This is a genomic window from Pseudomonas sp. R15(2017), from assembly GCF_002112685.1.
Classification (GTDB): Bacteria; Pseudomonadota; Gammaproteobacteria; order Pseudomonadales; family Pseudomonadaceae; genus Aquipseudomonas; species Aquipseudomonas glycinae.
In genome coordinates this window covers 161647-183458 of record NZ_NEII01000006.1, presented here as the reverse complement: position 1 = coordinate 183458, position 21812 = coordinate 161647, and the positions used below count along the sequence as shown (strand labels likewise).

Genomic DNA, 21812 nt, shown 5'->3' with positions numbered 1-21812 from the left:
CGGGTCCTTTCATGGGACAGAAGAAAAGGAGGTCCGCAGACCTCCTTCTTCGGCAGGGATCAGGTGCGGTATTCGGCGTTGATCTTCACGTACTCGTGGGACAGGTCGGTGGTCCAGATGGTTTCGCTGCAATCGCCGCGACCCAGTTCGATACGGATGGTGATTTCTTCCTGCTGCATCACTGCCGAGCCCTGGGCTTCGGTGTAGGTCGCGGCGCGGGCGCCACGGCTGGCGATGCACACGTCGCCGAGGAACACGTCGATCTTGCTCACATCCAGGTCCGGCACGCCGGCACGGCCGACAGCGGCGAGGATGCGACCCCAGTTCGGGTCGGAGGCGAACAGCGCGGTCTTGATCAGCGGCGAGTGGGCCACGGTGTAGCCGACGTCCAGGCATTCCTGGTGATTGCCGCCGCCGTTGACTTCAACGGTCACGAACTTGGTCGCGCCTTCGCCGTCACGCACGATGGCCTGGGCCACGTCCATGCAAACTTCAAACACGGCCTGTTTCAGCTTGGCGAACAGCTCACCTTCGGCGCGGGTGATTTCCGGCAGTGCAGCCTTGCCAGTGGCGATCAGCATGCAGCAGTCGTTGGTCGAGGTGTCGCCGTCGATGGTGATGCGGTTGAACGACTTGTTGGCGCCGTCCAGCATCAGGTTTTGCAGCACGTCACGAGAGACTTTGGCGTCGGTGGCGATGTAGCCGAGCATGGTCGCCATGTTCGGACGAATCATGCCTGCACCCTTGCTGATGCCGGTGACGGTGATGGTCACGCCGTCATGCTGGAACTGGCGGCTTGCGCCTTTTGGCAGCGTGTCGGTGGTCATGATGCCGGTGGCGGCGGCTTCCCAGTTGTTTTCCGACAGATCGTCGAGCGCGGCCTGCAGAGCGCCTTCGATCTTCTCGACCGGCAGCGGCTCGCCGATCACACCGGTGGAGTACGGCAGGATCTGGCTGGCATCCACGCCGGTCAGCTCGGCCAGTTTGGCGGTGGTGCGCTCGGCAGCGGCAAGCCCCGGTTCGCCGGTACCGGCGTTGGCATTGCCGGTGTTTGTCAGCAGGTAACGCACCGGGTTCTGTACGCGCTTCTTGGCCAGGATCACCGGCGCTGCACAGAAAGCGTTCAACGTAAACACGCCCGCCACGGTGGAGCCTTCGGCGCAACGCATCACGACGACATCCTTGCGCCCCGGGCGCTTGATACCGGCCGAAGCGATACCGAGTTCAAAACCGGCAACCGGGTGCAACGTTGGCAAAGGACCAAGACCAACAGCCATGAATGCGCTCCTTACTCAATGATGTCAGCACCGCCAAGCGTAGTGACGGTGGTGTAAATGGCAAAACGCCGCGACGGCTGGTGCCGGTCGCGGCGCGGGTATTTCAGCGATTGAAACGGGGTTTACTGGATCTGCCCGTGGCAATGCTTGAATTTCTTGCCCGAACCGCAGTAGCACAGTTCGTTGCGGCCCAGCTTCTGCTCGTTGCGAACCGGGGCGGCGGCGAGGGCCACATCGACCTCTTCACCGACCAGTGCTTCCGGCTGATCCAGACCTGGCGCTTCAGCGTGTTCAAACTGCATGCGCGCGGCCAGCGCTTCGGCTTCCTGACGCAGGCGTTGCTCTTCTTCGGCCGGATCTTCGCGGCGAACCTGAACATGCGACAGCACACGGATCGAGTCGCGCTTGATCGAATCCAGCAGTTCGGAGAACAGCGTGAAGGACTCGCGCTTGTATTCCTGCTTCGGGTTCTTCTGCGCATAACCACGCAAATGGATGCCGTGACGCAGATGATCCATGGTCGACAGGTGGTCTTTCCACAGGTCGTCCAGAACGCGCAGCACGATCTGCTTCTCGAACGAGCGCAGGGCTTCGGCGCCCGCCTGGTCTTCTTTTTCGTTGTACGCGGCGATCAGCTCGTTCATCAGCTTCTCGCGCAGGGTTTCTTCGTACAGGTGATCGTCTTCGTCGAGCCATTGCTGGATCGGCAGCTTCACGCCGAAGTCGCTGGCGATCGACGCTTCCAGACCGGCCACGTCCCACTGCTCTGGCAGCGATTGCGGCGGAATGTGCGCGCTGACGGTGGCGTTCAGGACGTCCTGACGGAAATCAGCGATGGTTTCGCCGATGTTGTCCGCGGCCAGCAACGTGTTGCGCATGTGATAGATCACTTTACGCTGTTCGTTGTTGACGTCGTCGAATTCGAGCAGTTGCTTGCGAATGTCGAAGTTGCGGCCTTCAACCTTGCGCTGTGCCTTCTCGATGGCGTTGGTCACCATGCGGTGCTCGATCGCTTCGCCAGGCTGCATGCCCAGGGCCTTCATGAAGTTCTTCACCCGGTCGGAGGCGAAGATGCGCATCAGGCTGTCTTCCAGCGACAGGTAGAAGCGGCTGGAACCGGCGTCACCCTGACGGCCGGCACGACCACGCAGCTGGTTGTCGATACGACGGGATTCGTGACGCTCGGACGCGATCACCTGCAAGCCGCCGGACTCCAGCACTTGCTGGTGACGCTTCTGCCAGTCGGCCTTGATCTGGGCGATCTGCTCAGGGGTCGGGTTTTCCAGCGACGCGACTTCAACTTCCCAGTTGCCACCCAACAGGATGTCGGTACCACGACCGGCCATGTTGGTGGCGATGGTCAGGGCGCCCGGACGACCGGCCTGCGCAATGATTTCAGCTTCTTTTTCGTGGAACTTGGCGTTCAGAACCTTGTGTTCGATGCCTTCCTTCTCGAGCAATGCGGACATGTGCTCGGAGGTTTCGATGGTCGCAGTACCCACCAGCACCGGCCGGCCGGCGGCCATGCTTTCCTTGATGTCATTGACGATCGCCGCGTATTTCTCTTCGGCGGTCAGGAACACCAGGTCGTTGTAGTCCTTACGGGCCAACGGCTTGTTGGTCGGGATCACGACGACTTGCAGGCCATAGATCTGATGGAATTCGAACGCTTCGGTGTCCGCGGTACCGGTCATGCCGGACAACTTGTCGTACAGACGGAAGTAGTTCTGGAACGTGGTCGATGCCAGCGTCTGGCTCTCGGCCTGGATGTTCAGGTTTTCCTTGGCCTCGATGGCCTGGTGCAAGCCTTCGGACAGACGACGGCCGGGCATGGTACGACCGGTGTGTTCGTCGACCAGTACGACCTGACCGTCCTGCACGATGTATTCGACGTTGCGGTGGAACAGCTTGTGCGCACGCAGACCGGCGTAGACGTGTGTCAGCAGGCTCAGGTTGTGCGCCGAGTACAGGCTCTCGCCTTCGGCCAGCAGGCCGATGCTGGTCAGCTGGTCTTCGATGAATTGGTGACCGGCTTCGTTGAGTTCGACCTGACGGGTCTTCTCGTCAACGGTGTAGTGGCCTTCCTGGGTGACTTCGCCTTCGACTTCTTCGACGTGCAGCTTGAGTTTCGGGATCAGCTTGTTGATCTCGATGTACAGCCTGGAACTGTCCTCGGCCTGACCGGAAATGATCAGCGGGGTACGCGCTTCGTCGATGAGGATGGAGTCGACTTCGTCGATCACGGCAAAATTGAGTTCGCGCTGGAATTTCTCTTCCATGCTGAACGCCATGTTGTCGCGCAGGTAGTCGAAACCGAATTCGTTGTTGGTGCCGTAGGTGATGTCGGCGGCGTAGGCGGCGCGTTTCTCTTCCGGCGGCTGGAAAGGCGTCACGATGCCGACGCTCAGGCCGAGGAATTCATACAGCGGACGCATCCAGTTGGCGTCGCGGCGGGCCAGGTAATCGTTCACGGTCACAACGTGCACGCCCTTGCCGGACAGCGCGTTGAGGTAAACGCCCAGGGTACCCACCAGGGTCTTGCCTTCACCGGTGCGCATTTCGGCAATCTTGCCTTCGTGCAAGGTCATGCCGCCAATCAGCTGGACGTCGAAGTGGCGCATGCCCATGACCCGCTTGCCGGCTTCGCGGGCAACCGCAAAGGCTTCCGGCAACAGCTGATCAAGGGTCTCCCCCTTGGCAATGCGGTCTTTGAACTCTGCGGTCTTGGCGCGCAGTTGATCGTCCGAGAGGGCGACCATCTTCTCTTCGAAGGCATTGACGAGCTGCACCGTCTTGAGCATGCGTTTGACTTCACGCTCGTTCTTGCTTCCAAAAAGTTTCTTTAACAAAGGCGCAAACATATCGGCAGGATCTTCCACACTAAAGGGATGGAGGGCGGCCCCGTGAGTCGCCCGTGCAGCCCTCATGGCCGCATGCGAACGAGCATTCTACCCGGAAACGGTGGTGAGGAAAGTGGGGATATTCCACGATGCTGGCACTGCGCTTTGACGGGGCTCACTTAAAATAGGGGCGTTTTGCTCAACTTCAAGCCGTACAGCGAAGAAGTTAGTCGTTGATTTAATGGGCAAAGCAGGGACAAAAGCAATGGGCGAGTGAAATGGGTGCTATCTGCTACCATGGCGCCTCTGCAACTTCAGGTCCTAGATCATGGCATTTCGCCCTCTCACAGCCAGAGCGCCCGCCGTTCTGCTACGCGAAGCCAGGCCGTTGAAAGCCATCCTCGGTCACGCCCAGCGCCTGGCTCATCTGCAACGTCTGCTCGAAAGCCAACTGCAACCCGCCGCCCGTGAACACTGCCACGTCGCCAAGTGGCGCGAAGGCGAACTGTTGCTGATCGTCACCGACGGTCATTGGGCCACGCGTCTGCGCTATCAGCAGAAACGTCTGCAACGGCAACTGCAGATGTTCGACGAGTTCGCCAATCTGACGCGGATCAAGTTCGCCGTGCGGCCACCGACCCTCCAGCGCGAGGCGAACGGGCCGACGATCGATCTGTCGACGGATGCGGCGGCGACCATCCAGGCCACCGCCGACGGGATCAGCGATCCGAATCTGCGGGCGGCACTGGAACGACTGGCCGCCCACGCCAAACCCAAGTCCTGAGCCTTGTTGATCAGCGGCGTTTGCTGCCGCCGAGCAATGACCCCATCAGGCCGCGCACCAATTGTTTACCCAGCGAGTTCGCTGCCTGGCGCATCGCCGACTTGAGCGCCTGCCCCGCCGCCGTGCCGAGAAATTCTCCGGCCTTGTCCGCCAGACTCGGCTCTTCAGCCGCCGGTTTGCCCGGCGCCGCTTCAGCCTCCGGCGCCAGCCCCTTGCGGCCCATCAGGATTTCATAGGCCGACTCGCGATCAATCGGTTTGTCATAACGGCCCTTGAACGGCGAACCGGCGATCAGCATTGTGCGCTCAGTCTCGGTCAACGGCCCGATCCGCGATTGCGGCGGCGCCACCAGCACCCGCTGCGCCATTTCCGGCGTGCCCTTTTCTTGCAAGGTGCCGACCAGGGCCTCGCCAATCCCGAGTTCGGTGAGCACCGACAATGTGTCGAACGCCGGATTCGGCCGGAAGCCGTCCGCCACCGCCCGCAGGGATTTCTGCTCCTTGGCGGTAAATGCGCGCAGGCCGTGCTGGATCCGCAGCCCCAGTTGCGCCAGCACATCGTCCGGCAGATCGCCCGGCGACTGGGTAACGAAATACACGCCCACACCTTTCGAGCGAATCAGCCGCACCACTTGCTCAAGCCGCTCCTGCAACGCCTTGGGCGTGTCACCGAACAACAAATGCGCCTCATCGAAAAACAGCGCCAGCAACGGTTTGTCGGCATCGCCACGCTCAGGCAATTGCTCGAACAGCTCGGCCAGCAGCCACAGCAGGAAAGTCGCGTAGACCTTCGGCGCCTCATGCACCAGACGACTGGCATCCAGCAAATGGATGCGCCCGCGACCGTCAGCGGTCGGTTGCAGAATATCTTCCAGTTGCAACGCCGGCTCGCCGAACAACGCCTCGGCGCCCTGCTGCTCCAGCGTCGCCAGACGCCGCAACAGCGCCTGGCTGGAGCCGGTGGTGAACAGCGCCGCGTCTTCGCCCAGCAGTTGCGGATTGTCCTTGAGATGATTGAGCAGTGCCTTCAGATCTTTGAGATCCAGCAACAACAGGCCTTCGCGATCCGCCACCTTGAACGCTGCGTACAGCGCCGACTGCTGGCTGTCGGTCAGTTCCAGCAAGGCGCCGATCAGCAGCGGGCCCATTTCACTCAACGTAGTGCGCAGCGGATGACCGGACTGACCGTGGATGTCCCACAAGGTCACGGGATACGCCTGAGGCTTGTGATTGAGCCACGGCATGCCGGCGATGCGCTCGGCGATCTTGCCCTGAGGGTTGCCGGCAGCACCGAGGCCGCACAGGTCGCCCTTGACGTCGGCGGCGAACACCGCGACCCCGGCGTCGCTGAATGCCTCGGCCAGGCGCTGCAAGGTGACGGTCTTGCCGGTACCGGTAGCCCCGGCCACCAGTCCGTGACGGTTGGCCAGGCGCATGGCCTGAGCGATCGGTTGCCCGGCGAGGTCGGCGCCGATTACGAGTTTCAAGGAGTCAGGCATTTGGTCACCCAATGGTTAATCTTTGTCGATCATGGCCGATAGCTAAAGGTGACAGATGCGACTGACATCCGCATCGGAGATTTCCCTAAGGAGAAGCGGAAATACCTGCTTGTACTCATCAAGCCCACCTAGCGAGCATCTATAGAAGCACGCCCTGAATAATAAGACCTTAGCGGAACCCCAAGCCATGAACAAAAATCTGCGTTTCAGCCACAAAATTTTGCTTGCCGCCGCCCTCATCGTCATTGCCGCCTTTGCCTCGTTCACGCTGTACAACGACTGGTTGCAGCGCAATGCGATCCGCGAGGACCTGGACAATTACCTCAACGAGATGGGCGAGGTCACAGCCGACAATATCCAGACCTGGCTCAGCGGGCGCATCCTGCTGATCGAGAACGCTGCCCAGAATATCGCCATCAATCCCGAGCCCGCCGCCGTCGCCAGCCTGCTGGAACAGAAAGCCCTGACCTCAACCTTCATGGCGTCCTACCTCGGCGATGCCACCGGGCACTTCACCATCCGCCCGGACGCGAAGATGCCGGACGGTTTCGATCCGCGTGTTCGCCCTTGGTATAAAGGTGCCGAAAGCAGCAGCACCTCGACCCTGACTGAACCGTACATCGACGCGGCCACCGGCCAGACCATCATTTCCATCGCCACCGCCGCGAAAAAGGCCGGCCAGAGCGTCGGCGTGGTGGGCGGCGACCTGAGCCTGCAAACCCTGATCAACACCCTCAGCGCCCGGGATTTCTCCGGCATGGGCTACGCGTTCCTGGTCAGCGCCGACGGCAAGATCCTGGTGCATCCGGACAAAGCGCTGGTGATGAAGTCCCTGAAGGAAGCCTATCCGCAGGACACCCCGCGCATCAGCAGCGATTTCAGTGAAGTCACCGTCGACGGCAAGACCCGCATCGTCAACTTCACCCCGATCAAGGGTCTGCCGTCGGTGAACTGGTATATCGGCTTGTCGGTGGACAAGGACAAAGCCTTCTCGATGCTCAGCGAATTCCGCACTTCGGCCGTGATCGCGACCGCGATTGCCGTGGCGATCATCATCGCCCTGCTCGGCATGCTGATCCGCATCCTGATCCAGCCGCTGCACGTGATGACCCGCGCCATGGAAGACATTGCGGATGGCGAAGGCGACCTGACCAAACGCCTGACCATCCAGAACCAGGACGAGTTCGGCGTGCTCGGCACGGCGTTCAACCGTTTCGTCGAACGTATCCACGGCTCGATCCGCGAAGTGTCGTCGGCCACCGGCCAGGTCAACGAAGTCGCCCTGCGCGTGGTCGCGGCGTCCAACTCGTCGATGTACAACTCCGACCAGCAAGCCTCGCGCACCAACAGCGTGGCCGCCGCCATCAACCAACTCGGCGCCGCCGCCCAGGAAATCGCCCGCAACGCCGCACAAGCCTCGACCCAGGCCAGCGACGCCCGTGGCCTGGCCGAAGACGGTCAGCAAGTGGTGGAGCGCAGCATCAAGGCGATGAACCAACTGTCGAGCATGCTCAGCGCATCCAGCAGCAATATCGAATCGCTGAACAGCAAGACCGTGAACATCGGCCAGATCCTGGAAGTGATCACCAGCATTTCCCAGCAAACCAACCTGCTGGCGCTCAACGCGGCCATTGAAGCAGCGCGGGCCGGTGAAGCCGGGCGCGGATTTGCGGTGGTGGCGGACGAGGTACGCAACCTCGCCCACCGCACCCAGGAATCGGCGCAACAGGTGCAGACCATGATCGAGGAGCTGCAAGTCGGCGCCCGCGAGTCCGTCAGCACCATGAGCGACAGCCAGCGCCACAGCCAGGACAGCGTAGAGATCGCCAACCTCGCCGGCGAACGTCTGAACAGCGTGACCCAGCGCATCGGTGAAATCGACGGGATGAACCAGTCGGTGGCCACCGCGACCGAGGAACAGACTGCCGTGGTCGAGTCGATCAACGTGGATATCACCGAGATCAACACGCTGAACCAGGAGGGCGTCGAGAACTTGCAGGCGACGTTGCGAGCCTGTTCGGATCTGGAGCAGCAGGCTTCGCGCTTGAAGCAACTGGTGGGCAGCTTCCGCATTTAAAGCCGTTCTCCCGGTCGTCTTCGTCGTTCACAACTGTCCGACGAAGACGACCAACATCCCTCCGAAACCGGCCTTGCACCCCACCGCGAAACCCCGACCGAACATCTATTCTTGATAAAGGTCAACCAAGGGAGATCAACGCGGAGGGACGTTCACCGTGCATATCGCTGACATCACCATGTTCTACGCCCCGGCCAGCGGCGGCGTGCGCACCTATCTGGATGCCAAGCACCGTCGCCTGGGTGTGAAGCCCGGGATCCGCCACAGCCTGCTGATACCCGGCGCGCATTTCGGTGAAGATGATGGCGTCTACACGGTTCCCGCCCCTGCCCTGCCTTTCGGCAAAGGCTATCGGTTCCCCTTGCGCCTGGCCCCTTGGCGAAACGTACTGCAGGATCTGCAACCCGATCTGATCGAAGTCGGCGACCCTTACCTCACCGCCTGGGCCGCGCTCGATGCACGGCGACAACTGGATGTGCCGGTGATCGGTTTCTATCACTCGGACCTGCCATTGTTGGTGGGCAACCGCATGGGCCACTGGGTCACGCCGAATGTCGACGCGTATGTGCGCAAGTTGTACGGCAATTTCGACCGGGTGCTGGCGCCCAGCCAGGTCATGGCCGACAAGCTCAGCGGGCTGGGCGTGCGCAATGTCTTCGTGCAACCGTTGGGCGTTGACCTTCAGACCTTCCACCCCGCTGCCCACGACGCCGCGCTGCGCAGCGAACTGGGGATCGCCGAGGATTCGCGCCTGTTGATCTTCGCCGGTCGGGGCTCCAAGGAGAAAAACCTGCCGGTGCTGCTCGACTGCATGAAGCGCCTGGGCCCGCGTTATCACTTGCTGTTGGTCGGTTCGTCGATGCCGGCGTCCGTCCCGGACAACGTCAGCGTGATCGACCGGTTCTGCCCGGCCGCACAGGTCGCGCGGCTGATGGCCAGTGCCGACGCACTGATCCACGCCGGCGATCAGGAAACCTTCGGCCTGGTGATCCTGGAGGCCATGGCCTGCGGCATTCCGGTGGTGGCGGTGGCGGCCGGGGCGTTCGAGGAAATCGTCAGCGAATCCTGTGGCCTGCTCTGCGCGCCGAACAATGCGCAAGCCATGGCCAATGCCGTGCGTGAGCTGTTCAGTCGCGGGGCTGGAGTACTTGGTCAACAGGCACGCCAGCACGTGGAGCGGCATTACGCCTGGGACACGGTGGTCGACAGCCTGCTGGGCCACTACCACGCCGTACTCGGCGATTCGGTTCCTCGGGTGGCCAATGGCTGAATCTCACGAGCGCCCGACGTTAATGCTGGTGCTGCATGACGTGGCACCCTCCACGTGGGCCGATTATCGAGAATTTGTCGAAGCCGTTGACCGGTTGGGCAACGTCCCGATGACGTGGCTGGTGGTCCCGGATTTCCATCGACACGATGCCCTCGAGGCCCACCCGGAGTTCTGTCGAATGCTCGACGAGCGCGTCGCCCGCGGCGATGAACTGGCGCTGCACGGCCATTTCCATGAAGACACCGAGCCTGGTCCGCGCACGGCACGCGACTGGTTCATGCGCCGGGTCTACACCCATGAAGGCGAGTTTTATCAACTGTCCCGTGAAGCCGCCCTCGCCCGCCTGCGCCTCGGCATCGATCTGTTCCGACGCCATTGCTGGCCGCTACACGGTTTCGTGGCACCGGCCTGGTTGATGAGCGCCGGCACCCGCCAGGCACTGCGCGAATTGCCGCTGCGCTACACCAGTGATCCGCAACATCTTTATCACCTGCCGGATTTCGCCGCAGTCGAGGCCCCGGGACTGGTCTGGAGTGCTCGCAGCGCCTGGCGTCGCGGGATATCGAGGATCGTCAGCGAACAGCGCGAGCAGCGCTGGCGTCAGGCGCCGGTGATTCGTCTAGGCTTGCACCCGGTGGACATGCGCCACCGTTTTTCCCGGGATTACTGGTGGCGCACCCTTGAACGACTGCTGGCGGACGGGCGCATCCCAATGACCAAAATCGACTGGCTGACACGCCAGCGCACGCAAGCCGAGCGTGCCGCTTGAGTCGCGGCATTCTGCTGCTGATCGGCCTGCTGGTGGCCGTGGCGGTTCCTGTCCTGCTTGGCGGCAGCGAGACCTGGGAGCGCCTGCAGGCTTTCCCGCTGAATTGGCTGTTGATCATGTTCGCCATGGTTCTGCTGTGCTGGGGCATCAACACCCTGCGCCTGCGGCTGTTGCTCGGCGATCAGCGTGACCGGGTCACACCGGTCAAAAGCCTTGGGGTGGTGATGGCGGCCGAATTCGCCTGGTGCGCCACGCCCGGCGGCAGCGGAGGGCCGTTGACGATCATGGCGCTGCTGGCCCGCAGCGGCGTGCGCCCGGCCCGGGGCAGTGCAGTGTTTGCGATGGATCAGTTGAGTGATCTGCTGTTCTTCCTCTGCGCCCTCAGCGGGATCCTGATCTACGCGCTGTTCCAGCATCTCAGCGACCGTATGGAATGGCTGCTGAGTGTCAGCGCCGTGTCATTGTCCGGGGGCTTGCTCAGTTGCGTGCTGGTCGCGCGCTATCACCGCCGATTGATTCGCCTCAGCGGGCGCCTGCTGGCCGGGATGAACGTCGAACCCCGCACCCGACGGCGCTGGGCGCGGCAGTTGCTGCACTTTCTGGCCGCGTTCACCGATGCGCTGAAGTTGCCGTGGCAGACATTGATCAAAGTTTTCGTCCTGACCTGCGTGCATTGGTCATTGCGATATAGCGTGCTGTATCTGGCGTTGCGTGGGCTGGGGGCGGATGTGCAGTGGGCCTGGACGTTTCTGATCCAGATGCTTTCGCTGGGGGCGGGGCAATTCAGCCTGCTGCCGGGCGGGGCCGGTGCTGCGGAATTGACCTCGGCGGCGCTGCTGGCGCCGATGGTCGGCAAATCGACCGCGGCGGCGGCGATCCTGATCTGGCGGGTGGTGACGTATTACTTCTATCTGCTGGTCGGTGGCCCGGTGTTTCTACTGATGCTGGGCCGGCCATTGCTGAAAAAGCTGCTGAGCGTCAGACAGGCTTCTTGAGGTCATCCTCTTCGTCCTTGAGTTGTTCCCACAGTTCGGCAGCGCCGGGAAACTCCGTGCCGTCCTCCGGACTGAGGTCATCCGGGTCATAGCGGCTCAGGCAGCCTTCGCCGAGGGTGGCGGGGGCTTTGGACGTGGCTTTGTCCAGTGGATCGCTCATCGGTATGTCCTCAAGGTCCGTGGATCGTTCCCACGCTCTGCGTGGGAACGCAGCCCGGGACGCCCTGCGTCCCAGAGCAGACGCGGAGCGTCTGAAGAGGCATTCCCACGCAGAGCGTGGGAACGATCCTGAATCAGAACACCACGGTCTTGTTGCCGTGCACCAGCACGCGGTCTTCCAGGTGGTAGCGCAGGCCACGAGCCAGCACCATCTTCTCGACGTCACGGCCGAAACGCACCATGTCTTCAATGCTGTCACTGTGGCTGACACGCACCACGTCCTGCTCGATGATCGGGCCGGCATCCAGCTCTTCGGTCACGTAGTGGCAGGTCGCACCGATCAGCTTCACGCCACGCATCGAGGCCTGGTGGTACGGTTTGGCACCGACGAACGACGGCAGGAAGCTGTGGTGAATGTTGATGACCTTGTGCGCGTATTCACGGCACATGTCCGGCGGCAGGATCTGCATGTAACGCGCCAGCACCACGACTTCGGCGTCGTGCTGTTTGACCAGACGCGATACCTCATCAAAGGCCGGTTGCTTGTCCTGCGGATTGACTGGCACGTGGTAATAAGGAATGCCGTGCCACTCGACCATGCTGCGCAGGTCGTCGTGGTTGGAAATCACGCAGGAGATCTCGCAATCGAGTTCATCGCTGTGCCAGCGGTGCAGCAGGTCGGCCAGGCAGTGGGATTCGCGGCTGGCCATCAGCACCACGCGTTTTTTCTGCTCGGTGTCGGTGATGCGCCAGTCCATCGAGAACTCTTCGGCGATCGGTGCAAACTTCTCGCGCAATACCTCGATACCGAAAGGCAGGGAATCGGCACGGATTTCGTGACGCATGAAGAACCAGCCAACCTGATTATCCGAGTGGTGGCTCGCTTCGGTGATCCAGCCATTGTGGGCCGCCAGAAAGTTACTGACTTTGGCAACGATGCCAACGCGGTCCGGGCAAGAAATCACCAACCGAAAAGTGCGCATGAGGGGGAAACTCCAGAACTTCGCAAAGGCCGCCATTCTAGCGACTGCGCGGGAAAACTGCAGTAATGATGACCCTCGGAGGCTTACGGCACCCCGTCGCAGCTTTTTTGACGCTCGCGAACGCCAGAATGATGGCGCTGCAATAGCCATGCTTGAACAGCCCTGTGTGAATATCTGTGAAGACTCCATCACAATATTTAACTGAACATTCAATTCAGGGCTTTTCAACGTAACTAATTCAAATAAAAACCCCGGTTAAATGTTTACTTGATGAAACAGCCTGACTATTATTGCAGCACTGTCCCCTGCCATCGCGCACTCCCACATAAGGTAGTAATCATGTCCTTGATCAACGAATATCGTGCCACCGAAGAAGCTATCAAAGAGCTGCAAGCCCGTTTGAAGAACCTGTCGCAAGACGACAAACTGCAAGCCGAGCTGGAATTCGAAGGCAAACTGCGCACACTGATGGGCGAATATTCCAAATCCCTGCGCGACATCATCGCGCTGCTGGATCCAGAGTCCAAAACCAAGGCACCACGTGGCGGCGCAGCCAAAACTACCGGCACCAAGCGTGCTCGCAAAGTTAAACAATACAAAAACCCGCACAACGGCGAAGTCATCGAAACCAAAGGTGGCAACCACAAAACTCTGAAAGAGTGGAAAGCCAAGTGGGGCGGTGACGTGGTTGAAGGCTGGGCTACCCTGCTGGGCTAAGCCGCAACCCTTGTCGCAAAGCGCTTCTGTGACAAAAAAAAACGCCAGCGAATGCTGGCGTTTTTTTATGCCCGGCATTCAAGCGCCGGACATGTTCGATTTCAAAGATCCAAACGTTTGCGCAATGCCTGGACATAGTTCTGCCATTCAACCAACACCTCGGCCTGCATCGGCGTAGCACTAAGCAGCCATTGCTCCATGGCCTCGGCAAAAGATTTCAAGGTATTAGGCGCGCCCCACTCCGGCGCGGACAAGCGCTGCCGGCAAAAGATTCTCCAGCGCTCTTGCTCTTCGAAATTCAACGTATCGGGAAAGTTACGTGCTCGATATCGAAACAACAATTCAGGCAAACGTTCGTCATCGAACGGCCATTGCTCTCGCGCCAATTGGCCAGGATCGGTCGCCCTCACTTGCTCACATAAACGACGATCACGATCACCGATAAATCCGTCGTACAACTGTTGTTCGGGATCTTCACTCGAGGTGAAATCTTCGCTGGCATAAATCGCCGAGACTTTATCTTTCCAAACTTGTTGTGCGTCACTTAGTCGCAAGGCGCGCGCCTGATACAAGGCCATGTCCAGACCCAAGCGCTGCTGATCGTCAGCACGCAACACCGACAATGGCGCCACCACCGGGCACTTGTTGATGTGAATAAGCTTGAGCGGCACCGGCAACTCGTCTTCGGTCAATTCGTCACGCCGGGTATACAGGCGCTGACGCAATGTTTCGGCATCCAGGTCGAGCAGCCCCTGCGGGTCCAGGTGCAGATCACACACGATCAGCGCGTTCTTGTTGCGCGGATGCCAGGCCAGCGGCAGCACCACGCCGACATAACTGCGCGCAGCCGAGAAGCGACCGGAAATGTGCACCATCGGCTGCAACAGACGAATCTGGTCCATCACCTTCTGTTTGCTGCGCAGCTGGAACAGCCAGTCATACAGCTTCGGCTGTTTCTCGCGGATCAATCGGGCCAGGGCAATGGTGGCCCGCACGTCCGACAAGGCTTCGTGCGCGTTGCCGTGATCAATGCCATTGGCAGCGGTCAGGCGTTCGAGCTTGAGCGTCACCCGGCCTTCATCATCGGTCGGCCAGACCAGACCATCGGGGCGCAATGCGTAGGCGGCGCGCACTACATCAATCAGATCCCAGCGACTGTTGCCGCCCTGCCACTCACGGGCATAGGGATCGAAAAAATTGCGGTACAGGCTGTAGCGGGTCATCTCGTCGTCGAAGCGCAAGGTGTTGTATCCCGCGCCGCAGGTGCCGGGGGCGGCGAGCTGAGAATGAACCCGGGTCATGAAGTCGGCTTCGCTCAAGCCTTGTTCGGCGAGACGACTCGGCGTGATGCCGGTGATTGCGCACGCCGCCGGGTGCGGCAGGATGTCTTCGCTGGGCTGGCAGTAGAGATTGACCGGCGCGTCGATTTCGTTGAGTTCGTGGTCGGTGCGGATCCCGGCCACCTGCAACGGACGGTCGCATCGGGGGTTGATGCCGGTGGTTTCGTAGTCGTACCAGAAGATGGAAGTCACGGGCGGTTCCTGAACTGAAGATCGGCAAAGTCTAGGCGTTCAAGCGCCGTCGCGGCCAGCGCCGCATCATTCGGTCACCTTTGGTTGAAGGATGTGTATGACATAGTTATGTCGTTTCCCCCCGAGAGACTGCTAGCATCGGACGCACTTGCATCCCGATCCGGCAACATCAGGTAGCCCATGCTCGAGACCACAGCACCGCCAAGGAAAGCACCGCTGGCCCCGCCACTGGACACGCGGCACCAGGTCGAAACGCCGGAAGGCATCGACCTGCCGCTGCGTCCCGCCGGCCTGATGGTGCGCGCCGTGGCGTTCACCATCGATCTGGGGTTGCGCGGGCTGCTTCTGGGCCTGCTGCTCATGGTGCTGGCGCTGTTCGGCAAGCTCGGCATCGGCCTGGGCTCACTGTTGCTGTTCGTGGTGAGCTGGTGGTACATGGTGCTGTTCGAAGTACTGCGTCAGGGTCGCTCGCCGGGGAAACAATGGATGGGCCTGCGGGTGGTGCACGACGATGGCACGCCGGTCGGCTGGTCGGCCTCCCTGTTGCGCAACCTGCTGCGCTTTGTCGACCTGATGCCGTTCGGCTATTTCCTCGGTGCGATCAGTTGCCTGCAACACCCGACCTTCAAACGCCTCGGCGACATCGCGGCCGGCACGCTGGTGATCTACAGCGAACGCCCGCTCAAGCGCCCGCAATTACTCGATGCCGAACCCCGTCGTTCGCCGATCCCGCTGACCCAGACTGAACAACGTGCCCTGCTCGCTTTCGCCGAGCGCCAGGGCGAGCTTTCGACGGCACGGGTCAATGAACTCGCTGCACTGCTCGCTCAACCACTGCACATCAGCGCGCCGAAAGCCGTCGGTGAGCTCAACGGCATCGCTCGCGGCCTGTTGGGGCCGACATGAAGCAAAGCCTTTTCGAATCCCGCCACAAGGCCGAATGGGAGCGTTTCACGCTGGCTCTCGAACGCCTGGAACGCGGCAAGGGCACCTCGCAGGTGGCGGAATTTCCCAAGGCTTACCGGCGCCTCTGCCAGCATCTGGCCCTGGCGCAGGAGCGCGGCTACAGCAGTTTTCTGGTCGACTCCCTGCAACAGCAAGTGCTGCGCGGTCATCAACAGCTTTACCGGCATCGCAGCCGGATCGGCGCGAACGTGCCGGGTTTCATCCTGGCCGGTTTTCCACAACTGGTGCGCGCCGAATGGCGCTTCGTGCTGGCCGCCGCTCTGCTGTTCTTCGGCAGCCTGATCGGTTTCGGGGTGCTGGTGTATCTGAGTCCCGAATTGATCTACAGCCTGATCCCGGCCGAGCAGGTCCGCGAGATGCAAAGCATGTACGACCCGGTCGCCGGCCACCTCGGGCGTTCGGCCGAACGCGCGGCGAGCGAAGACTGGGTGATGTTCGGCTACTACATCATGCACAACATCGGCATTGCCTTTCAGACCTTCGCCAGTGGTTTGCTGCTGGGAGTGGGCAGCGCGTTTTTCCTGTTCTACAACGGCCTGATCATCGGCGCGGTGGCCGGGCACCTGAGTGAAATCGGCTTCGGCCAGACCTTCTGGTCATTCGTGATCGGGCACGGGGCATTTGAGCTCAGTGCGATTGTTCTGGCCGGTGCGGGGGGGCTGAAACTGGGCTGGGCGTTGATTGCGCCGGGACGCCTTACACGAATCGAGGCGCTGCAGATTGCGGCGCGCCGGAGCATCCTGCTGATCTGTGGCGTGATGCTGTTCCTGTTGATCGCCGCGTTAATCGAAGCCTACTGGTCGTCGCGCACCGGGGTTTCGCCGCAGACCAAATACCTGGTCGGCGCCGGGCTCTGGCTCTGCGTGGCGCTCTATCTGCTGTTCGCCGGAAGGACCCGCCATGCGCCTGAGTGACGCAACCGTGGCAATCCGTCCGCGCACCACCTGGGAAGCCATGGACCTGGGCGTGCTCATGAGCCAGCAGCACCGGCGCCTGCTGATGACCAGTTGGGCCCTCGTCACCCTGCCGCTGTTCGCAATACTCAGCCTGTTGTTGTGGGATTCACCGTCACTCGCCGTGTTCATCTTCTGGTGGCTGAAACCGGCCTACGAACGCTTGCCGCTGTACATCCTGTCCAAGGCGCTGTTCGGCGAAACACCCACCTTGAAACAGGCCTTGCGCCAATGGCCGCGCCTGCTCAAGCCGCAACTCATCGCCAGCCTGACCTGGCGCCGGTTCAGCCTGAGCCGCAGCTTCCTGCTGCCGGTGCTGCAACTCGAAGGCCTCGACGGCACGGCGCGCCAGCAGCGTTTGCAAGTACTGTTGCAACGCAATGCCGGCGCCGCGCAGTGGCTGACGATCATCGGCGTGCATCTGGAAACGGCGCTGTGGATCGGCCTGATGGTGTTGTTCTACCTGCTTCTGCCGCAACAGGTCGAAACCGATTGGGACTGGCAAAGCCTGATCTTCGCAGCCGACCACGAATGGCGCTGGCTGGAGCATCTGACCAATGCGTTCTATGCGCTGATCCTGGTGATCTGGGAACCGGTGTATGTCGCCTGCGGGTTCAGCCTGTATCTGAACCGCCGCACCGTCCTCGAAGCCTGGGACATCGAACTGGTGTTCCGCCGCTTGCGCCAGCGTTTGAACAGCAGCGCAATCGGCTTGCTGCTGGTGATGTGTCTGCTGTTGCCGGGGTTGCCCTCAGCCTGGGCTGCCGAACCTGCCACTGCGCCTGATGCACCGCGTCTGTTGAATCAGCCGCTGACCAGCGAGGCATCACGCGACAGCATCAAGGCCTTGCTCGAACAACCGCCGTTCAAGAACAAGGAAACCGTCACCCGTTATCGCTTCGGCGAAGATCCCGCTGCCGCCGAAAAAGCCAGGGAAAGTGAAGCACCGCAATGGTTGAAAACACTGCTCGACTGGCTGGACGGCCGACACCTCGACGGCCTGGCCAAGGCGATTGAAGTCGTGCTGTGGGGCGCAGTGATCGCAGGACTCGGCTGGCTGCTCTGGCGCTATCGGGACTTTCTGCAAACCTTCGTCGGCCGCCGTCCGCGCTTGCCCAAACAGACCAAAAGGCCCTTGCCACAACAAGCCTTCGGTCTGGATCTGCAAAAGGAAAGCCTGCCGGATGACATCGCCAGCCACGCGGAACAGCTCTGGCAAACCGAGCCGCGTGCGGCATTGGGGCTTTTGTACCGGGCACTGCTCTGTCATCTGCTGCACGATTTCAACCTGAACCTGAAACCCGCCGATACCGAAAACGAAGTGCTGGCCCGGATCGAGCAGTTGCAACGTCCGGATCTGCTCACTTATAGCCGTCACCTCACCGGCCATTGGCAGAACATGGCCTACGGGCACCGCGTACCGGCGGCACATCTGCAACAGGAATTGTGTGATGGCTGGCGCTCCCTGTTCGGCCACGGAGCCGCCCGTTGAACCGGCGCGCGCTCTGGCTTCTGGGCGGTGCGCTGATCGTCGCCCTGCTCGCTGCGCTGGGCATTTATCTGTACCTCAAGGCCACGCCTTACCAGGCCGAGGTCGATCACGGCCCGTCTCCCGCCGCGCAAGCCAACCCTTATCTGGCGGCTGAGATGTTTCTGCGCAAGCGCGGGATCGACGTCAGCCATGCCGAAAGCCTTGCCGTGCTACCTGAAATCGATCCGCGCCAGCACACTTTGCTGATGTTCAACGACCGCTCGAAAATGACTCCGCGTCAGGTTGACCAGGTATTGAACTGGGCCCGGGCCGGCGGAAGGCTGGTGTTCGTCGCCGAATCGATCTGGGATGAAAAGACCGGCCAGAGCAACGACCTGCTGCTCGACCGCGTGCAACTGCGTCAATCCTTCAGCAAGGATCTCAAGGATCCGCCGCCGGATGCCGCCGAAGACCCGTTCCCGAATCTGACCAAACTCTATCTGGAAGACGAAGACGCACCCGCCTACGCCGGATTCGACACCGCGTTCCACCTCGACGACCCGAAAAACCTCGCCCAGGCCTGGGCCAACAGCGCGAAAGCCACGCACATGATGCAACTGGCTTTCGGCCTCGGCACGATCACCGTGGTCACCGATGCCGATCTGTGGAAAACCCCGGCGATTGCGCAGCACGACAATGCCTGGCTGCTCTGGTACCTCAGCGCCGACACCGCCGTGACCTTGTTGTACAACACCGAACACGACGGTCTGCCGACCTTGCTCTGGCGCTATTTCCCGCAGGCCATCGTCGCCTTGCTGGCGTTGATCGGCCTGTGGCTGTGGCATGTCGGCGTGCGTCACGGCCCGGTGCAGGCGACCGCCCCCAGCGGTCGTCGGCAGTTGATGGAACACCTGCGCGCCAGTGCCGGTTTCGTCCTGCGTCACAACGGCCAGCAGACCTTGCTGCAAGCGTTGCAGCAGGACGTCCTGCGCCGTGCCCGTCACCGTCATCCCGGTTTCGACCAACTGAATGTCGCCGAACAATGGCTGGTGCTGTCGCGCCTGACCCGCCAACCAACCCGTGCCATCAGCCAGGCCCTGAGCCCGGCACCGAAGCGGCGCATGTCCAGCGCCGAATTCTGCCGTCAGGTCGCCCACCTGCAAGCCTTGAGGAACACGCTATGACCGAACACATCGAACCCGGCTCACCCAGCCACGTGGCTCAGCAACGCCAGCGCGCCAGCCAGTTGGCCCAGGCGGTGCGCGGCGAATTGCAGAAGGCGCTGATCGGCCAGAACCCGGTGATCGACGATGTGCTGACCGCGCTGATCGCCGGCGGCCATGTGCTGCTCGAAGGCGTTCCCGGCCTCGGCAAAACCTTGTTGGTACGCGCCCTGGCGAAGTGCTTCGGCGGCGAGTTCGCGCGCATTCAGTTCACCCCGGACCTGATGCCCAGCGACGTCACCGGCCACGCTGTCTACGACCTGCAGACCGAACAATTCAAACTGCGCAAAGGTCCGCTGTTCACCCACCTGTTGCTGGCCGATGAGATCAACCGCGCCCCGGCCAAGACGCAAGCCGCCCTGCTCGAAGCGATGCAGGAACGTCAGGTCACTCTCGAAGGCCGGGCCCTGCCGATTGCTCAACCGTTCATGGTGCTCGCCACGCAGAACCCGATCGAACAGGAAGGCACCTATCCCCTGCCGGAAGCCGAGCTTGACCGTTTCATGATCAAGGTGCGCATGGATTACCCCGACGCCGACCAGGAGCTGGACATGGTGCGTCAGGTCAGCCGCTCGACCCGCGCCGACATGCTCGATGTGCAACCGCTGCGCACCGTGTTGCAGGCCAAGGACGTGCAAGCCCTGCAACGCATCGCCAGCGATCTGCCGCTGGACGATCAGGTGCTCGATTACGCCGTGCGTCTGGCGCGCAGCACCCGCACCTGGCCGGGACTGAGCCTCGGCGCCGGACCGCGCGCCTCTATTGCACTGGTGCGTTGCGCCCGCGCCAGGGCCCTGTTGCGCGGCGGTGAATTCGTGATTCCCGACGACATCAAGGGTTGCGCACTGGCGGTGTTGCGCCATCGTGTACGCCTTGCACCGGAGCTGGACATCGAAGGGCTGCAAGTCGATCAAGTCCTTCAGCAATTGCTCGACCAGATCCCGGCGCCGCGCCTGTGAAACCCTCGCGCCTGCTGTTGATCTGGCTGGCGATCCTGCTGGCCATCGGCATTGTGCTGGGCGCGTTGCAGGCGCTGGACGTCGAGGTGCCTGCGAGCCTGCTGTCGATCAACTGGGGATTGTTGCTGGCGCTGTTTGCACTGAGCCTGCTGGACGCACTGCGCCTCAGGCGCCTGCCATCGCCTCGGGTACACCGACAAATGCCCGGCAGCCTGGCCCTCGGTCGTTGGAGCGAAGTGCGGCTGGAGGTCGAACACGACTTCCCGCAACCACTGGAGATTCAAATCTTCGATCACATCCCCGATGGCCTGGACTTTGAAAACCTGCCACTCGCCACCGAGCTGCAACCCGGCCAGCGCAGCCTGATCGGCTATCGCCTGCGCCCGCTCAAGCGCGGCCACTTCAGCTTCGAAACCTGCGAGCTCAACCTGCCGAGCCCCTTCGGCCTGTGGTTCGGCAAACGCCTGCTGAACATCACCGACCAGACCCGCGTCTACCCCGACTTCGCCCGCCTCTACGGCGGCCAACTGCTGGCGGTCGACAACTGGCTGAGCCGGCTCGGCGTGCGCCAGCGCCAACGCCGTGGCCAGGGAATGGAATTTCACCAACTACGAGAATTTCGCGAAGGCGACAGCCTGCGCCAGATCGACTGGAAAGCCACCGCCCGCCATCGCACACCGATTGCCCGGGAGTACGAAGACGAGCGGGATCAACAGATTGTTTTCATGCTCGATTGCGGGCGGCAGATGCGCAGTCAGGATGGGGAGCTGTCGCATTTCGATCATGCGTTGAATGCATGTTTGCTGCTGAGTCATGTGGCGTTGCGGCAGGGGGATGCGGTGGGATTCATGACCTTTGCCAGTAATCAGCCGCGGTTTATTGCACCGGTCAAAGGTGCGGGGCAGCTCAAGGTGTTGCTCAACGGTGTTTACGATCTGGATAGCACGCGGCGTTCGGCGGATTATCCGGCGGCGGTGAATCAGTTGCTGGCGAGGCAGAAGCGGCGGGCGCTGGTGGTGTTGGTAACCAATGTGCGGGATAAGGATGATGAAGAACTGCTGAGTGCCGTCAGACAGCTTAGCCAACAGCATCGAGTACTCGTTGCCAGCCTGCGAGAGAGCACACTTGAAGACGCACGGCATGCGCAGGTGCAAACGATCGGGCAAGCGCTTGAATACTGCGCGACTGTGGATTACCTGAATGACCGGGCAGAACTTCATGAGCAGTTGAGCGCCCATGGACTACAAGTTCTGGATGTCGAGCCCGACAAGCTGGGTACAGAGATGCTGACCCGGTACTTGAGCTGGAAAAGAGCCGGGGAATTTTAATGCCCCGGCTC

General features: G+C 61.5%; 18 protein-coding genes and 1 pseudogene. 13 read left to right on the top strand and 6 right to left on the bottom strand.

The annotated features are described in order from the left end of the window. Positions 1 to 59: 59 nt before the first annotated feature. Both argJ and secA read right to left on the bottom strand, forming a co-directional pair. Positions 60 to 1277 carry a bifunctional glutamate N-acetyltransferase/amino-acid acetyltransferase ArgJ gene (gene argJ / locus CAF77_RS14300; RefSeq protein ID WP_064383762.1) on the bottom strand — a complete coding sequence of 406 codons (1218 nt, stop codon included), beginning with the start codon at positions 1275 to 1277 and terminating at the stop codon, positions 60 to 62. A 122-nt stretch (positions 1278 to 1399) separates the two neighbouring features. Beyond that, positions 1400 to 4138: a preprotein translocase subunit SecA gene (gene secA / locus CAF77_RS14295; RefSeq protein ID WP_064383763.1), complete on the bottom strand. Its 2739-nt coding sequence runs from the start codon at positions 4136 to 4138 to the stop codon at positions 1400 to 1402. A 307-nt stretch (positions 4139 to 4445) separates the two neighbouring features. Between secA and CAF77_RS14290 the strand changes: the two genes are divergently transcribed. Then, the gene (locus CAF77_RS14290) at positions 4446 to 4901 is read left to right on the top strand and encodes a DUF721 domain-containing protein (RefSeq protein WP_064383764.1); all 456 of its coding nucleotides are present in this window, start codon (positions 4446 to 4448) and stop codon (positions 4899 to 4901) included. 10 nt (positions 4902 to 4911) lie between these two features. Here CAF77_RS14290 and CAF77_RS14285 read toward each other — a convergent pair whose 3' ends face one another. After that, positions 4912 to 6399, bottom strand: coding sequence for a helicase HerA-like domain-containing protein (locus CAF77_RS14285; protein ID WP_064384160.1), 1488 nt, complete (start codon positions 6397 to 6399; stop codon positions 4912 to 4914). A 187-nt stretch (positions 6400 to 6586) separates the two neighbouring features. On the opposite strand from CAF77_RS14285, the pseudogene CAF77_RS29720 reads away from it, so the two are divergent. The 5 genes and pseudogenes from CAF77_RS29720 to CAF77_RS14265 all read left to right on the top strand — a co-directional run. After that, a pseudogene (locus CAF77_RS29720) lies at positions 6587 to 7618 on the top strand (cache domain-containing protein); the annotation flags it as partial. A gap of 93 nt (positions 7619 to 7711) precedes the next feature. Then, on the top strand, positions 7712 to 8476 hold the full coding sequence (locus CAF77_RS29715; protein WP_371915539.1) for a methyl-accepting chemotaxis protein: 765 nt from the start codon (positions 7712 to 7714) through the stop codon (positions 8474 to 8476). A gap of 157 nt (positions 8477 to 8633) precedes the next feature. Then, positions 8634 to 9746 carry a glycosyltransferase family 1 protein gene (locus CAF77_RS14275; protein ID WP_064383766.1) on the top strand — a complete coding sequence of 371 codons (1113 nt, stop codon included), beginning with the start codon at positions 8634 to 8636 and terminating at the stop codon, positions 9744 to 9746. Next, entirely contained in the window at positions 9739 to 10515 is a 777-nt protein-coding gene (locus CAF77_RS14270) for a DUF2334 domain-containing protein (RefSeq protein ID WP_064383767.1), read from the top strand. Before CAF77_RS14275 ends, CAF77_RS14270 begins: the two co-directional genes overlap by 8 nt. Next, positions 10512 to 11510 (top strand): lysylphosphatidylglycerol synthase transmembrane domain-containing protein, encoded by a 999-nt coding sequence (locus CAF77_RS14265; protein ID WP_064383768.1) that lies wholly within the window; start codon positions 10512 to 10514, stop codon positions 11508 to 11510. Before CAF77_RS14270 ends, CAF77_RS14265 begins: the two co-directional genes overlap by 4 nt. Here the strand turns inward: CAF77_RS14265 and CAF77_RS29360 are convergent. Both CAF77_RS29360 and purU read right to left on the bottom strand, forming a co-directional pair. After that, complete coding sequence (locus CAF77_RS29360; RefSeq protein ID WP_007951232.1) at positions 11494 to 11670, bottom strand: hypothetical protein; 177 nt, start codon at positions 11668 to 11670, stop codon at positions 11494 to 11496. The two genes, CAF77_RS14265 and CAF77_RS29360, sit on opposite strands and share 17 nt — an antisense overlap. 133 nt (positions 11671 to 11803) lie before the next feature. Then, the gene (gene purU, locus CAF77_RS14260; RefSeq protein ID WP_011335666.1) at positions 11804 to 12652 is read right to left on the bottom strand and encodes a formyltetrahydrofolate deformylase; all 849 of its coding nucleotides are present in this window, start codon (positions 12650 to 12652) and stop codon (positions 11804 to 11806) included. Positions 12653 to 12991: 339 nt separating this feature from the next. On the opposite strand from purU, the gene mvaT reads away from it, so the two are divergent. After that, entirely contained in the window at positions 12992 to 13369 is a 378-nt protein-coding gene (gene mvaT / locus CAF77_RS14255) for a histone-like nucleoid-structuring protein MvaT (RefSeq protein ID WP_007951234.1), read from the top strand. A gap of 101 nt (positions 13370 to 13470) precedes the next feature. On the opposite strand, the gene sbcB is transcribed toward mvaT, so the two are convergent. Further along, positions 13471 to 14901, bottom strand: coding sequence for an exodeoxyribonuclease I (gene sbcB, locus CAF77_RS14250; protein WP_064383769.1), 1431 nt, complete (start codon positions 14899 to 14901; stop codon positions 13471 to 13473). 180 nt (positions 14902 to 15081) lie between these two features. Here sbcB and CAF77_RS14245 point away from each other — a divergent pair, with 180 nt between their 5' ends. The 6 genes from CAF77_RS14245 to CAF77_RS14220 are packed head-to-tail and all read left to right on the top strand — an operon-like array spanning position 15082 to position 21801. Further along, complete coding sequence (locus CAF77_RS14245; RefSeq protein ID WP_064383770.1) at positions 15082 to 15807, top strand: RDD family protein; 726 nt, start codon at positions 15082 to 15084, stop codon at positions 15805 to 15807. Beyond that, positions 15804 to 16781 (top strand): stage II sporulation protein M, encoded by a 978-nt coding sequence (locus tag CAF77_RS14240; protein ID WP_064383771.1) that lies wholly within the window; start codon positions 15804 to 15806, stop codon positions 16779 to 16781. Before CAF77_RS14245 ends, CAF77_RS14240 begins: the two co-directional genes overlap by 4 nt. Continuing rightward, positions 16768 to 18312, top strand: coding sequence for a DUF4129 domain-containing protein (locus CAF77_RS14235; RefSeq protein ID WP_064383772.1), 1545 nt, complete (start codon positions 16768 to 16770; stop codon positions 18310 to 18312). Before CAF77_RS14240 ends, CAF77_RS14235 begins: the two co-directional genes overlap by 14 nt. Then, positions 18309 to 19475 (top strand): DUF4350 domain-containing protein, encoded by a 1167-nt coding sequence (locus tag CAF77_RS14230; protein ID WP_064383773.1) that lies wholly within the window; start codon positions 18309 to 18311, stop codon positions 19473 to 19475. The genes CAF77_RS14235 and CAF77_RS14230 overlap by 4 nt, the downstream gene beginning before the upstream one ends. After that, positions 19472 to 20473, top strand: coding sequence for a MoxR family ATPase (locus CAF77_RS14225; protein ID WP_064383774.1), 1002 nt, complete (start codon positions 19472 to 19474; stop codon positions 20471 to 20473). The genes CAF77_RS14230 and CAF77_RS14225 overlap by 4 nt, the downstream gene beginning before the upstream one ends. After that, entirely contained in the window at positions 20470 to 21801 is a 1332-nt protein-coding gene (locus CAF77_RS14220; protein ID WP_064383775.1) for a DUF58 domain-containing protein, read from the top strand. Before CAF77_RS14225 ends, CAF77_RS14220 begins: the two co-directional genes overlap by 4 nt. Positions 21802 to 21812: the final 11 nt, after the last annotated feature.

Excerpts from the sequence above, each read along its gene's own strand:
- argJ (WP_064383762.1), bottom strand. The coding sequence starts at position 1,277 with ATGGCTGTTGGTCTTGGTCCTTTGCCAACGTTGCACCCGGTTGCCGGT.
- secA (WP_064383763.1), bottom strand. The coding sequence starts at position 4,138 with ATGTTTGCGCCTTTGTTAAAGAAACTTTTTGGAAGCAAGAACGAGCGT.
- CAF77_RS14290 (WP_064383764.1), top strand. The coding sequence starts at position 4,446 with ATGGCATTTCGCCCTCTCACAGCCAGAGCGCCCGCCGTTCTGCTACGC.
- CAF77_RS14285 (WP_064384160.1), bottom strand. The coding sequence starts at position 6,399 with ATGCCTGACTCCTTGAAACTCGTAATCGGCGCCGACCTCGCCGGGCAA.
- CAF77_RS29715 (WP_371915539.1), top strand. The coding sequence starts at position 7,712 with ATGTACAACTCCGACCAGCAAGCCTCGCGCACCAACAGCGTGGCCGCC.
- CAF77_RS14270 (WP_064383767.1), top strand. The coding sequence starts at position 9,739 with ATGGCTGAATCTCACGAGCGCCCGACGTTAATGCTGGTGCTGCATGAC.
- CAF77_RS29360 (WP_007951232.1), bottom strand. The coding sequence starts at position 11,670 with ATGAGCGATCCACTGGACAAAGCCACGTCCAAAGCCCCCGCCACCCTC.
- purU (WP_011335666.1), bottom strand. The coding sequence starts at position 12,652 with ATGCGCACTTTTCGGTTGGTGATTTCTTGCCCGGACCGCGTTGGCATC.
- mvaT (WP_007951234.1), top strand. The coding sequence starts at position 12,992 with ATGTCCTTGATCAACGAATATCGTGCCACCGAAGAAGCTATCAAAGAG.
- CAF77_RS14245 (WP_064383770.1), top strand. The coding sequence starts at position 15,082 with ATGCTCGAGACCACAGCACCGCCAAGGAAAGCACCGCTGGCCCCGCCA.
- CAF77_RS14240 (WP_064383771.1), top strand. The coding sequence starts at position 15,804 with ATGAAGCAAAGCCTTTTCGAATCCCGCCACAAGGCCGAATGGGAGCGT.
- CAF77_RS14235 (WP_064383772.1), top strand. The coding sequence starts at position 16,768 with ATGCGCCTGAGTGACGCAACCGTGGCAATCCGTCCGCGCACCACCTGG.
- CAF77_RS14225 (WP_064383774.1), top strand. The coding sequence starts at position 19,472 with ATGACCGAACACATCGAACCCGGCTCACCCAGCCACGTGGCTCAGCAA.